Below are 13564 nucleotides of genomic sequence, written 5' to 3' on the forward strand. Positions count from 1 at the left end.
GTCTTGCAGCCTCCTTGTACGCTTAAGGAACGACTTGCCGCCATTCTCTAGCTCGCTTTCATTATAGCAGACAGATCGACGGTCCTGCTTTGTCCCCCTTCGTAGAGTACGACGGTTCGCGGCCTGATAACGGTTCCTTGCTCATCTCGGTAATCGGCGGCGGAATAGTTCGCGATTACCGTCAAGTCGCTGCCGAACTCCGTGCTTTGCACAAGCCGGTCCGGCGTAAGAATGCGGAAGCCGGTCATCGGACGGGTGACGGCCTGCTGATGAAACGGCGACCATTCCTTCAAAGTAAGCGGCAATCGCTTTTTTATCCTTCGCCCATTGCTGCTGATCGAGATGGTACAGCGGCGGAACGTTATACAGAAACTCTGTCATCATTCGCTCCACGACCGCATCCTTGATTTTGAAGGTACCCCATTCCCAGTGATGCGTCGTAATGACCGAATCGTTATAGACCAGCTTGTAAAGCGGCAGCGAATAAGCCGGATTGAGATAAATGCGCTTATACAGCTCCTTCACCGGAACCTGTTTGCGGTACCTTTCCGGAATGCCCCCCTGCTTCGAATAGTAGCCGCCCACGTAGTATTCGCTGGACTTGTTGACCCGCATATCCGGATCGCCCCACTTGATCACCGGCGTCTCTAGACCGTGGGCAAAGGCGATCACCCCGCTGGCAAAATCGTTCCCCGTTTCCGAGCCGACGACCATTTTTTTCTCGTTCGCGATATAGGCCATTCGCTCCAGTCTGGCTTTCATGTCCTGCTCTTGCGTCGTCGGATGCTCGGGCGAGTAATCGTCGTAGATCTCGCCTGTCGCATCAGCGTCCACGAACCAGGAGCGGTACGGAATTCCGTCCTGCATAATGCTTTGGACGCGCTGTTTGACAAGCGGAAGCGCCAACGTCGGATTCAGTTTGCGCCCTCTTCCCAGAAAGCCCTTGACCTTCTCCCCCTCTTTGTTCGTAATCGTCGCTTGCTCGTACAGCGGATCTTGACCGGATATCTGCTTGAATACGGTATCGAACTCCTTCGATCCATCCTCCGTATACTGCGCCAGCAGCTGCGAAATCCAAGGATACAGCGGACTTTTCAAGCTGGCTCTCCATTGGGGCCAGTGGATCTCCTCCGGCGTAAGCAGATCGTTATTCCACAAATAAATGTGAGGCGCGCCATACAGCTTTTCGATGTCCGGATTCGCCTTCGCTTTCTGCGCAAGCGTGACGATTTCGGGCTTCTCTTCCAGCACGCTTTTGTACAGTCCGGCGATGTGTACAGGGTCGTTGTCCGCAACATACAGGCGGAAGCCGTACGTTCGATCCGGATTAACGGAAGGAAATTCGTGGTCGAGCTGAAATTGAATATCATCCTTTGTATCAAAGTGCACCTCTTGATTAAAAGGATGCTTCAGAATATACACCAACGAATATTGCTTCTTGTTCAGCGCAAAAAAATTCATCGAGAACGACTCGCTCCAAGTCATCGTTTCCCCATCAAGGAACGTCTTCCAGTTCGCATCGCGACCGGGAACGAATTTGCCTTCCCATAATGGAAGAATATAGCTGTCCGCGCTCACCTTCGGCCACTGGAACCGCCCGCCCCCGTCGATTGAAGCGTGATGTCCAGATAGCCCGGTTTCTTTTCGAGAGCGACCTTCACCTTCCGTTCGGGATATGTCCATTCCACCTTGTCCGCGTGATCCCGGCATCACCCTTACACTTCTTTCCTATTATGGAATCAACCCTCCCAACAATGGCGATACTATGGGGCAGTTGAGGATCATTACCTTGAGGATAAGGAGATATGGCATGGCACATATAGTCGATACGTTCATCAGGTCTGCCGCGGCTTTCATCGTCATGATGATCATTACCCGCATTCTTGGAAAATCGACGATTTCCCGGATGACGTATCATGATTTTGTCGCAACGATTACCTTGGGCGCGATGACCGCAAATTTATCTCTTAATACATCCATGAACGTATGGCAGGTGCTGATCGGCATCGTCACGTTCAGCGGCATTGCCTATTTGGTGATGGTTCTGGCGCTTAAGAGCCGGGCGATTCGCAAATGGGTTTCCGGTCGGCCGACCATCCTGATGGAAGACGGCAAAATTTTGGAAAGCAATATGCGCAAGCTGAAAATGACGATGGACACCTTAAATCAGGAGCTCAGGGAAAAAAATATTTTTAATATCGAAGAAGTCCAGTATGCCGTTCTCGAACTAAACGGGAAGCTTACCGTGCTGCGCAAGCCGGAGTACCTGCCCGTGACACGTAAAGATATGAATCTGCAGATGAACAAACAGTCGTTTCCGGTTGAGCTCATGATGGACGGACAGATCATTTCCGACAATCTGCATCAAAACCATATAACTGAAGAATGGCTTATTTCGCAAGCCAAATCGAGAGGCCTCGCCATCGGGGACATCTGTTACGCCGTAAAAAGCACGAACGGACAGTTGTATTTCGACCGGTACGATGACCGGATACACCAGCCCGTCGACAAAGAATAAGCGTCTGCCGACAGGGCGCTTATCCCGTGCGTTACCGGTTCTTTCGGTGCATGACGAATGGGATTTCGGAGCAATATAGGAAAAGACTGTTACCGCAATCCGAGGAGGATGTCCTGCCGTGGTCTTTTCCAGCTTCGTCTTTCTTTTTGCCTTTCTCCCCCTGGTGCTTCTGCTCTATTTCTGTTCCCCGGACAAGGCCAAAAATGCCGTGCTGCTCGCATTTTCTTTGCTGTTTTACGCTTGGGGAGAGCCGCTCTGGATTGGGGTTCTGCTTCTGAATGTGGCTGTCGGTTGGGCGGGAGGACTTCTCATCGAACGGGGCCGCGGCCGACGTATGGCGAAGATTGCATTGATCGCAGCGCTTGTTTTTCAAGTCGGCGTGCTCGTTTATTTCAAATATACCGGCTTTCTTGTGCAGACGCTTCAGCCTATCATTCCATTTCCTGTGCCGTTTCGCGATCCCGGCCTTCCGATCGGCATCTCCTTCTTCACCTTTCACCTCGTCTCCTACCTGGTCGATGTGTACCGGGGAGATGCCCCGGCGCTGCGCTCCTATTCGAAGCTGCTGCTGTATATTTCACTGTTTCCCCAGTTGGTCGCCGGTCCGATTATTCGCTATGCGGACGTTCAGGAGCAGCTAAGCCGCCGTCGGATTACGCTTGAGGGATTCAGCTCCGGGATCGCGCGCTTCGTCGTCGGCTTGGGCAAAAAAGTCGTGCTGGCCAATACACTTGCCGACATTTCCACCGTTTTCCTCGACGGGGATCTCAGCAAGCTTTCGCTGCTGGGCGCATGGCTTGGCATCGTCCTGTTCACGCTGCAAATTTATTTCGATTTCTCCGGGTATTCGGATATGGCGATCGGCCTCGGCCGGATGTTCGGGTTCCATTTCAAGGAAAACTTCAATTACCCCTACATCTCCCGCAGCGCGAGCGAGTTCTGGAGACGCTGGAACATCTCCGTCGGCCGCTTTTTCCGGGATTACGTCTACATCCCGCTCGGGGGAAACCGCCGCAATCCGGCGTTCAACCTGTTTGCCGTGTGGTTTCTAACCGGGCTCTGGCACGGCGCCAGCTGGAACTATGTGCTGTGGGGCGTCTATTTTGGCGTTCTCATCGCGATCGAGCGAAGCTTTCTATTCCGCATCCTGTCGCTGCTTCCCGCCTTTGCCGCCCATATTTATTTTCTGGCTGTCGTCCTGATCGGGTGGGTGTTTTTTTACTTCGAATCCATCGGCCGCGGGTTGGTTTACTTGCGGGTCATGCTCGGATTCGCACCGGCTCCGTTGGCGAACGCGGAATTGGCGATTCATTTGCAAAACCATTTGTTCCTGCTGCCGGTCGCCGTCATCGCCGCTACGCCGCTTCCCGCCGTCCTTCACCGGCGGCTTGCGGCACACATGCGCCCCGGCTTCGCGCGCGGTCTGTACGCGAACACCTTGGTCCCTCTCGCCTGCTTGGCGATCTTAACGGCGTCCGCTTTGCTGCTGGTCGGGAAAACGTATTCCCCCTTCTTCTACTTTAGGTTCTGATCGGAGGCTTGCCATGCGTTTCGGACATTGGCTGCAAATCGGATTATTTCTCTCGTTCTTATGCGCCGGGACGGTTTCCTCGCTCTATGCCTTCGGCTTGAACCATGCCGTCTCGGAGACGGAAAACCGGGCCCTGGCTTCGCTCCCTCGCTGGTCAATTGGCGAAGTGAAGTCCGGCACGTATTTCCGCCAGTTGGAAAATTATTGGGCAGACCACGTCGCTTATCGCGACTCCTTGGTCAGCGCCGGCCAAAAGCTTGCCTCTTGGCGGGGCTTGTCAGGCGGGGAGCATGCCGTCCTGATCGCATCCCAAGCGAACAATACGGGCGGGGCGAACGCTGTCCCTGCCCAGGAGCCGACCGCCTCCGCTTCTTCGATTGAAGCCGCCCCCCGGACAACGGTCCCCGAGGCCCCGCGTGCCGTCGAAGGCGCGTCTCAAGAGGCCTCCGCATCCAAGGAGAAGGGACGCGTCATCGGAAAAGTGCTGGTCGTAGGCAACAAAGCGGTGAATCTGTTTACCTACGATGCTGCCGCCGGACAAGCCTATGCCGATACCGTAAACCGGTTCCGCGACGAATTCTCGCTCGCGTTGGGCGGCGAAGCAACCACCTTCGTGCTTCTTGCGCCAACGGCAGCGGAATGGGTGTCCGGAGCCTCGCTGCAATCGTTGTCGGACTCCCAGCGCCAAACGATCGAGGATGTCTACAAGCGGCTTCATCCGCAAGTGAAGACGATTGACGCATGGTCCTCCCTGAACGCCCACAAGCAGGAGCCTCTGTACTTCCGTACGGATCATCACTGGACCGCGACCGGGGCCTACTACGCTTACGAGGCTTTGATGAGTGCGCAAGGCGTCCCGCCCGTCCCGCTAGCCCGCTATGAAACGGAGAACGTAACGGGCTTTCTCGGCTCTTTATATTCCGCGACCTTGAGCTCCCGGCTTCAGAAGGTTCCAGATACCCTTGTGCTGTACAAGCCGTTCGTCAAGCACGAATATGCGGTGCATTACGCCGCTCCGCTGCGGATGGAGCTGTTGGACAAGAGCCATGCGGCCAAAAAGAACAAATACCGGATCTTTCTGAGCGGCGACCGGCCTTGGGGCCTCATTAAGACCGAAGCCGGGAGCGACCGCCGGGTCGCCGTCGTCAAAGATTCGTACGGCAATGCGCTGATTCCTTTTTTGCTCCCGCACTATAATGAAATTTACATCATCGATCCGCGCCAGTTCGACCAGCCGCTCGTTCCTTTTTTGAAAAAGCGCCAAATCCGCGAGCTGTTGTTCCTCAACAATACGGAAGTCGCGATGTACGACGGCTTTTCGCAGCAAATCGGCAAGCTGCTGACGCCTCCTCGGGCGGCGGCAAAATAATGCCCCAGAGCATGCCTTTGAGTCCCCCGGTAGCCGTTCAACGAGTTGATGCCCGGCTTCGCTGTACTATATAATAAGCTGACATCAAATCAAGCAGCGAACGATTGGGGGAAATCGGCAATGTGGAGCAACGTGTTTGAGGAGCAATATCGTAAGCTGGAAGGAGCGACGCAAGACGAGCTTGACCGCTTGGTAAAAACGTGGAACGAGAAGCTTTCGCCGCAAGAAATCGCCGGGATTGTGGAACGTCAGAAAAATCCTTTTCCTGCGAATCATCCGCTTCATGCGGAATACAAGCCCTTCGATCCGTCGTTGTGGGACCTGCCGCAGAAAAAGCTGCCTGACAGCTATTTGGACTTTTTGCGCTATTCGAATGGCGGGGAGTTTATGACCGGCGACCGCTATTTTCAATTTTTCGGCACGAAGGAATTGAGAGAATACAACTTGGCGTACCTATTCCCCGAATTCATGACCGGCTCCGTCTCTATCGGGATGGACGGCTGCGGGAATCATTATATTTTGGATATGAGAGAGGACATGATCGAGGGCGAGTACCCGATCTTGGCGGCGCATTCCGGCACTCTGGGCTATGAGGATGAGGAAGGTTTTATTACATGCAAGCAAGTAGCCCGTTCGTTTCCGGAGCTGTGCAAGGGAACCACGTCGATAGATGAGGAACTGCATGAAGACTACGTTGTTCATGAATGACTTTGATACGTTCTATCGCTATGATCCGATTGCCATTACGGAACAGATCGACCTCTTCGTGAACATGCTGCTTACAAGAACCGCAGAGAACAAGGCGAAAAAGAACTGAGACAGCCTGTTCGTCACAAAAATCGACCGTTTCCTTTGCCGGAACGGTCGATTTGCTTATTTTTTGAGCCCTTCCACCAATAAGGCAATGACCGTCATTGTCTCCTCCAGCGCTTGCCGCTGATCCGGCATCTGCGCAATCCACAGCGCCGATTCGTTCAGTGCGCCAGACAACTTTTGCCCACTAACAACTTGAAAACGACAGTCATGTCGTTTATAATAGCCTTGCAGACAAAAACGACATTCATGTCTTTTTTATTATCAGGAGGAGCTGATCCCCTTGTCTCCCAGAGTAAGCGAGCAGTACAAAAAGGATAAAAAGCATGAGCTGCTGCAAGCGGCAAGGCACGTGTTTATCCGGGAGGGCTACACGCAGGCGACGATGCAATCGATTTTGAACGAAGCCGGAGTATCCAGAGGCGCGCTGTATTCCTACTTCGACAATATCGAGCACGCGTTTATCGAAGTGCTGCAATTTGACGATCGGCAGGACATCCTCTTCTTTGAGTTGGCCGAATCCTCGCCGCTCTGGCCTCAGCTAACCGTCTGGGTCAACCGTCAGCGGCACAGCCTGAAGACAGTCGGGCAAACGCTGCTGCTGGCCAAGGCGGAGTTTTTTCTGTCCCCCGGATACAGGCAGAATAAAGAAAGCTTCCCGTACATCGCGCAGCGTTACTTGCAAATTAAGGAGGCTATCGAGTCGGTCGTCGTCAAAGGGACGGAGCGGGGAGAATTCCGGCCCCGACTTTCTCCGGAAGCGGTCGCTTTATATTTTGTTTCGTTTATGGACGGCTTGATGCTGAATACGTTCCAACTCGGAGCGGAAATAACCCTTGTCGACGATCAGTTAACCGTCTTCCTCTTCTCGCTGAAAGAAATGCTTTGCCCGATTGACCGGATTTAGATTTCACTATCCATCCTACCTTAAAAGGAGTGCTTGCTATGTTGTTCGAATCTGAAAGAATCGTCTTTAGAAAAGCTACGGCGGACGATGCGGAGCTGTATCATGCGTGGAGAAACGATCCGGAGGTGATGCGTTCGACCAGTCCTTCGCTCGATATTTACGATCTCGAAGAGACGCGGCAATTCGTGCATCAAGTCATCCTGGGCTCCGTCTCCTCCAAAAGCTACATTCTGGTCGACAAAACCTCGGCAACGCCGTTCGGGATTACATCATTAATCCATATCGATCCCAAAAACCGGAATGCCGAATGCATCATCGATATCGGCAACAAAGCTTATTGGGGGAAAGGCTACGGAACCGAGGCCTTAAAGCTGCTGCTTGACTATGCGTTCCTGGAGCTGAACCTGCATCGGGTCTCGTTAAGAGTATTTTCCTTCAATGAGAGAGCGATCAAGCTTTATGAAAAATTAGGCTTCCGGCGGGAAGGAATCTCCCGGCAAAGCTTGTTCAGGGAAGGCGCTTGGCACGACATTATTCATATGGGGCTGCTTCAGCATGAGTATGGCAACGACTGCCCCGATGATTTCGGAGCAGCCGTCAAGAATGCTTGACCGGACCGGTCACTTTTCGCGCTGAATTTAATTTATCTTTAATTCCACCCTGCGGCTGCCATCCTTGAAGTGATAGAACCCCGGGCTCAGCTCCAGTTTACCCGGCTTGGACAGCAGTCCGGGGTACCGGTCCACTTTCTTGCTTGTGCCGTTACCGCCGGGAGGCGTCGGATTCATCTCAGGATAAACGATGTCTACATCCCGCTTCACAGAAGTTTGGTAGATCACGATAAAATCCGGATCGGTCGAATACGATTCGACGACCAGATCGTCGCCCTCCTTGTAATACGTAAACGTGACCGGAAACTGGTCCAGCTTCGTGTCGATCGTCCGCTTCGTATCGGACGGAGTCTCTAGCGGCTGCCACGCCTTGGAACATCTCGTGATGCGGGCATCGGACAGCAGCAGCTTCATCGGCGCCTGGGACAAATCCTTGGACCATTCCGGCAGCTGGAAACGGAAATACCCGCCGCTTTTTTCCGTGGACCAGCTTCCGCCATTAATTGTTTTACCGTTAAGCATAAGCTGCTTGGTATCGTAATATACCGATTCCAGATCAGGGGATTTGGTTTTCAGCTTATCGTCGTACAACAGACGGACTTCCAGCGGCGTCACGACAAGCTCTTTCAAACCCATATCCGAATCGTTAGCAAAAGCCGCCGGATCAAGCGGTTTGCGAAACATCGCCTGGCTCGCTTTCCTGCCATCGGCTTCAAACGACGCATCCCACGTCCCCGAGAGCGTTTGGATAACGTCCAGATGAGTAAAGTACAGCTTGGCGCTATTCAGCTCCGGATTTGGCAGACGGAAGATGTCCTGCCGGAGTTGAATCCCCGATTTCTCCGTCGGCAATGTCGCGGAATAACTCGATTTTACCCGTTTCTCCCCTACTTTAAGGAACATCCCCGGATGCGAATTACTATCCTCCGGCCCGCTGATCGGAATTTCGTAGCGCAGCGTCAGCACGCCGTTTTCCGTTGCCGTTGAAACGACCTGCAGCGTTCCGAAACGGGTCCGGCTGTCCACACGGTCGCCATCCTTTAACAACATCGGGCTGGCGTCAAGCTCCGTATCTTTGTATTTATAAAAAACAAGATTTTTAAGCGACAGCTTAAGCTGTTCCCGCTTATTTCCCAGTCCGTTGTCCGTTTCCAGCAGCCCGATCATTCGGTTCGGCAAGGTGTCCTTGCGGATCAAGGCTTTCAAAGGCATGGCTTCGCCTCGGAGATTCGTTAACGTCTGGTGCTCGAAGTCGACGTGGTCATAGTCCGGTAAAGACGGAACGTCGAAGGTAAACATGACATCCAGCCGCTGGTCGTCCGTAACCACGCCATGAAGAGCTAAAGATGCGCCGGCCGATGTTACGGTGATGTCCAGCGGGTTGCCGAAGCCTGACTCCATCGCGGTCGTAACGCCTAATCGGTCAAACAGCACCGGCCAGCCCATCGATACACCTGCAACCACGGGTGCAGCCACAATGACCGAGGATGCCGCGATAGCCAAAGGGATAAGACGCTTCCGGCTGCGGGTCAAATTTCTGCCACTTGGCGCTGCCGAACTATTTTGCTGATTCGTATTGGCTTGTTTCGCTTGAATTCTTTCCCACATCGCTTCAAAATCCGGAAGCTTAGGACGTTCCTTGCGCACCAGCTCCAGCAATTGCTCTTCCGTCAGCTTATTCAAGACATTCCGCTCCTTTCAAGTTCGGATTGTTCTTTCCCAGCTCTTTTCTCATCTGCCGCAGCCCTCGGTTCAATCTCGATTTTACCGTGCCCGGCGGGATATTCAGCGTCTCTGCAATCTCCTGCAAGCTCAGCTCGTGAATATACCGCAATGTCATTACCGTCCGATTCTTGATCGGCAATGCCCGGAGCCATCGTTCCGTCTCCAGCTCGGTTTCTTTCCGCTCCAGCGCTTCGTCCGCCGCTTCCGTATCGCGTCTACGCTCCAGCAAGAAATGCTTCAGCTCCTTCAGCACGCCCCGCTTCCTGCGATCCAGATGGCTTTTGCACCTATTCACGGCGATCCGCAGCAGCCATGGCTTGATCCGCTCGACACCTTGCCGATCCGTCTGAAACGCCTTCAGGAATACCTCTTGGCAGATGTCTTCCGCGTCGGCGGCGTTGTGCAGCATATAGTGGCACAAATAGTACACGTCCCTGCGGTAAGTATCGAATAAGTCCCGGTCGGTCAACTCTTGCTCATCCCCCTTTCGCGTTACGCTAATAAGACAAATAACCGGGGCTTTCGGTTCGCTATGTAGTTTAATGAAAAAAAGACCGATCCTCTCGAATCGGTCGTACATGAGCAATGAGCCTATTCCTGCTGTTCCAGATCGTTCTTCCATTGCTCCAACTGCTCCCTAAGCTGAACGTCAATGAACGTAAGCCCCAGCCAGCTGCAAACCAGCGCATAAGTAAAGAAGCAGTGGCCTTCTTTCGGAATCCGTTCCGAGAGCTGGAAAAACAGTTCCGATACCACTTTTTCCAGCTGGGGATCGCCCTGCGCTTCATAAGCCAATACGTTCACGGCTGCATTGACCGGCCAATCGGATTGACCGTAGCATAAAGACAGCAAGGCTTCGGAAGGCTTGGACGGGCTAAGCCGCGCCATTAGGAATACCGCCGCATATTGAATATGCTGGAGCCAGCGCCAGCTCGATACCGATTCGGGCGGCTCCGGCGGATGAGTCAGGATGGCGAATAAGTCCGGCAGATGCGCGGGGGTGAGACTTCCGGCCAGTTCACCGGCTGTGCGGTACCAATCCTCGATTTGGTACGGAGTCATCGCCAATCGGCGTACGACATTGGCCGCATGACCCGACGGTTTGGGCATGGCCGGCTGTGCGATGGCCCCCTCATAGCTCCATAATATGGCGCCATTCTCGGCGATCGGCTGCCTTGGGTCCGGCTCCTGGACGTTGTCGATGGTCAAATCCAGCTTGGGCGGATTAGCGCTTCTACCGAAGTTGTTCAAGTAAAGCTCCAGCGCACGGATCGCGCTCGGCGCCTCCAGATAATTAATGGTCAGGCTGATCGTCCCGCCGCTTTCCAGGTCCAGGTTTTCTTCCGCGACTTGGCGCAGCACATTGATGGAGGCTTCCTGCGGCCCCGGGATATAGTCGACAAAAGGAAGTTCGGAGCCCGGCAATAATGGTTTCAGCAGTTCTCTCGCTCTGCCGTTCGAAGCGTTCGATTTATAATAAGCTTCGAGTTTCCCCAAGCGCTCGGCGTCTTGTTTGATCATATACTCGCAATAGAGGATGGACGGGATCGCCCATTCGTGATCGGGCTGGATATCCTTGGCCTGAATGTAAGCTTTCAGCGCTTTTTTGTATAAGCCGTTGTCCAGATACAGATCGCCCAGATCCAGATAGCCCGCTTCATTGCCGGGATCGAGCCTGCCTGCTTTCTTGTAAAAGTCAGCCGCCTTGCGATTGTTGCCCTGGAGTTTGAAGCAAAGTGCCATCCCTATGGCCGTATCCCAGCATTTACTCAGCTTGTAGGCCGTTTTGGCTGCCGCAAAAGCGGCCAGAACATCCTCCTGTCTCCGGTACATTGAGGAAAGCAGCCAGAACATCATATACACTTTAGGATACACCTGGCACATCTTTCGGAGCACAGACACTAAAGCGGCAAGCACCTTATGCCGTTCGTTTCCTCGCATCAGATCGAGGGATCGCAACACTCCGCGGATGAATCCAATGATCGTATCTGCTTCGATATGATCTGCGCCCGCGATTCGCGGCTCCCATTCGCATACCCACACCAGATAAGGAACCTCGGGCTTTACTCTGATGACCTGCCCCAAGATTCCGAAAGCTTCGTTAAAGTTGTTCATCCGGGCGTAAATGTAAGCTCGTACCGCCATAACGGCAAAATAATTGTTTTCCTCGACCGGCACAAAAGGCAGCAGCTCCTCGCCCGTATCAATCCAATCGTTCAAGGATCGGAGCCATTCGGCGTTACCCGGATCGGTCGACAAGGCGCAGGCCAGATGGTATAAAGCATGCTGAAAATCCCCGTCGCTTCGGGCCGCCTTATAAATGTCGAAATCCTGCTCAGGCGAAGGAAATCGCTTTTCTCCTTCGGTATGCTCATGTTCCAATGCTTTCACTCCTATGTAAAATAATGTTTCGGCAGCAGCGCTTCCAATTCCTTCAGCAGCCGTTTGCTTTCCTCCGTACGGAATTGCTTCAGTGCGAAGATCGCCGCCATCCTTCCGTTATGCATCCCGTTTTGGGCAACCTCGAACAAAGCACGGGCCGCCGCCGTGTAGTTTCTTTTTCTTAGGAGGATAACAGCTTTTTCCTGAATAAACATATCATCCGAAGTCACATAGCGGCAAATCTGTTCCGAATCCGCATAAGGCATGATCGTCAGTTTGGAAAAAATAAGCTGCTGCGTGTAATCCTCGTCAATATCTTCCTGCATGAGGAGTCGATCAATCTCTTGAATGACCTTCAGATCAAATTGGACTGGTCGTCCGTAAGCAGCGGACAGATGCTCCCTCTATGCGGCGATATCGTTGAGTTGCTCGAAAAACGAACTGTACCTTTTATCGGCCGCTCCCCAGTAAAATGTTAGTTTTTAGGAACCGATCGTAAGTTTCATCGCAAAAAAACAAGCACCTGGCAGCAACTACCGCAGTGCTTGTTTCCAATGGTTATTGCAGCCGTACCCGGTTCCCCGCCTGCAAAGGCTCGCTGCTTTCGACGATGACTTGATCAAACGGAAAGATGCCTTCCCGGACGGCGGTCTGGTTCGCGTTCGCATCGGCGGCCCGAATATAGCTCTTGCGCACATAAAAGCCGTTGCCGAGCGGGCCTTTCCGCTCTTCGATCACATAAACGTAATTCCCCTCGCGATCCTTGTGAATAGCCTCATTCGAAATCAAGAGCTGCTCGTCCGCCGACACCGATTTTTGCAGCCGGACGGTCGCCCGCTCCCCTCCTTTCAAGCCTTCGCCCGGAACGGTAATGCGTACCGTTTTCGATGCCGGAGGGGCGTCCTGCTTCCCTCCTGCACCGCCTGCCAGCTCCATTGGCGCATCGGCGATTTCATTAATCTGGCCTTCCATCACTTGGACCGTCTGGTCTTTCACCTCCGCCTCGATCTTTTCCCCAACGGACAAAAGCGATGCGAGGTCAGCCGCCACCGGAATGGACATTCCATAGCCCCGGCTCGCATTGGACACGCGGACCACCGGCTGTCCCGGCAAGGAAGCAAGCCCTTCGGTCGCGCGGATGCTCGTGACGATTCCGTCAAACGGAGCCACAATCTGACGCTGTCCTGCCAAGTCTTCTTGTAGTGCTTGAATCTTGCGTTCGCGGACGTCGATGTCGAGCTGTCGCGATTCGATGTCCCGTTTGGCCTTATTGATCGCCGTAGAGTCTCCGTTCCGGTTCGCTTCGACGAAGCTTTCGAACAGCCCTTCCAACTGCAGCTTTTGCTGCTTCAAGGCGGTTTGCTCATCCTCAATTTGCCGATCCGCCGGTTTGCTGTCATACGTAATCAGCGGCTGGTCCTTGACGACGGCATCCCCCGCTTTCACATGAACAGCCTTCACCTTCCAGCCAGTCTCGTTCTTTAGTTCAGCTTCCTCTACCGGCTTAAGCGTACCGTTCGCTTCGATGCTGTGAACCAGCTTTCCCTTAACCGGCGTTTCCGTCCGAACCTTGGGCAGCGTGATCGCCTGCAGCGTATTGCTGAATAACGTGAGCACGAGCAGCAGACCGAAGAAAACCCCCGAAACCGCCACCACTTTTCGTTTTTTTCGAGCCTCCGCCAGCTCCATCCCTTGCGGCTCCACCGTA

General features: G+C 53.5%; 12 protein-coding genes and 2 pseudogenes. 7 read left to right on the forward strand and 7 right to left on the reverse strand.

All coding sequences use genetic code 11. The features are described 5' to 3' along the window. Positions 1-47: 47 nt before the first annotated feature. A pseudogene (locus tag NLX71_RS27270) lies at positions 48-996 on the reverse strand (glycoside hydrolase); the annotation flags it as partial. A gap of 814 nt (positions 997-1810) precedes the next feature. On the opposite strand from NLX71_RS27270, the gene NLX71_RS03190 reads away from it, so the two are divergent. The 5 genes and pseudogenes from NLX71_RS03190 to NLX71_RS03210 form a co-directional block, all read left to right on the forward strand. Beyond that, positions 1811-2518 (forward strand): DUF421 domain-containing protein, encoded by a 708-nt coding sequence (locus NLX71_RS03190; RefSeq protein WP_254362051.1) that lies wholly within the window; start codon positions 1811-1813, stop codon positions 2516-2518. Positions 2519-2636: 118 nt separating this feature from the next. Continuing rightward, positions 2637-4049 carry an MBOAT family O-acyltransferase gene (locus NLX71_RS03195; protein WP_254362052.1) on the forward strand — a complete coding sequence of 471 codons (1413 nt, stop codon included), beginning with the start codon at positions 2637-2639 and terminating at the stop codon, positions 4047-4049. 13 nt (positions 4050-4062) lie between these two features. Next, a complete protein-coding gene (locus NLX71_RS03200) occupies positions 4063-5418 on the forward strand; it encodes a DHHW family protein (RefSeq protein ID WP_254362053.1) in 1356 nt (451 codons plus the stop codon). A 120-nt stretch (positions 5419-5538) separates the two neighbouring features. Next, the gene (locus NLX71_RS03205) at positions 5539-6126 is read left to right on the forward strand and encodes an SMI1/KNR4 family protein (protein ID WP_254362054.1); all 588 of its coding nucleotides are present in this window, start codon (positions 5539-5541) and stop codon (positions 6124-6126) included. Beyond that, positions 6113-6235 (forward strand): annotated as a pseudogene (locus NLX71_RS03210) (iron(3+)-hydroxamate-binding protein yxeB); the annotation flags it as partial. The gene NLX71_RS03205 and the pseudogene NLX71_RS03210, both read left to right, overlap by 14 nt. A 56-nt stretch (positions 6236-6291) precedes the next feature. Here the strand turns inward: NLX71_RS03210 and NLX71_RS26970 are convergent. Beyond that, positions 6292-6408 carry a hypothetical protein gene (locus tag NLX71_RS26970; RefSeq protein ID WP_375377883.1) on the reverse strand — a complete coding sequence of 39 codons (117 nt, stop codon included), beginning with the start codon at positions 6406-6408 and terminating at the stop codon, positions 6292-6294. A 106-nt stretch (positions 6409-6514) separates the two neighbouring features. Between NLX71_RS26970 and NLX71_RS03215 the strand changes: the two genes are divergently transcribed. Then, positions 6515-7138, forward strand: coding sequence for a TetR/AcrR family transcriptional regulator (locus NLX71_RS03215; protein WP_254362055.1), 624 nt, complete (start codon positions 6515-6517; stop codon positions 7136-7138). Between the two features lie 38 nt (positions 7139-7176). Continuing rightward, a complete protein-coding gene (locus NLX71_RS03220) occupies positions 7177-7749 on the forward strand; it encodes a GNAT family N-acetyltransferase (RefSeq protein WP_254362056.1) in 573 nt (190 codons plus the stop codon). A gap of 27 nt (positions 7750-7776) precedes the next feature. Here NLX71_RS03220 and NLX71_RS03225 read toward each other — a convergent pair whose 3' ends face one another. From NLX71_RS03225 to NLX71_RS03245, 5 genes are all read right to left on the reverse strand, one after another. Continuing rightward, the gene (locus NLX71_RS03225; protein WP_254362057.1) at positions 7777-9432 is read right to left on the reverse strand and encodes a DUF4179 domain-containing protein; all 1656 of its coding nucleotides are present in this window, start codon (positions 9430-9432) and stop codon (positions 7777-7779) included. Continuing rightward, positions 9425-10096 carry an RNA polymerase sigma factor gene (locus tag NLX71_RS03230; protein WP_254362058.1) on the reverse strand — a complete coding sequence of 224 codons (672 nt, stop codon included), beginning with the start codon at positions 10094-10096 and terminating at the stop codon, positions 9425-9427. The genes NLX71_RS03225 and NLX71_RS03230 overlap by 8 nt, the downstream gene beginning before the upstream one ends. Next, positions 10066-11856 carry a tetratricopeptide repeat protein gene (locus NLX71_RS03235; RefSeq protein ID WP_254362059.1) on the reverse strand — a complete coding sequence of 597 codons (1791 nt, stop codon included), beginning with the start codon at positions 11854-11856 and terminating at the stop codon, positions 10066-10068. The genes NLX71_RS03230 and NLX71_RS03235 overlap by 31 nt, the downstream gene beginning before the upstream one ends. An 11-nt stretch (positions 11857-11867) precedes the next feature. After that, positions 11868-12182: a hypothetical protein gene (locus NLX71_RS03240; protein WP_254362060.1), complete on the reverse strand. Its 315-nt coding sequence runs from the start codon at positions 12180-12182 to the stop codon at positions 11868-11870. A gap of 232 nt (positions 12183-12414) precedes the next feature. After that, positions 12415-13560, reverse strand: a complete 1146-nt coding sequence (locus NLX71_RS03245) for an efflux RND transporter periplasmic adaptor subunit (RefSeq protein ID WP_254362061.1) — start codon at positions 13558-13560, stop codon at positions 12415-12417. Between the last annotated feature and the right edge of the window lie 4 nt (positions 13561-13564).

This window comes from Paenibacillus sp. MZ04-78.2, from assembly GCF_024213375.1.
GTDB lineage: Bacteria > Bacillota > Bacilli > Paenibacillales > NBRC-103111 > Paenibacillus_G.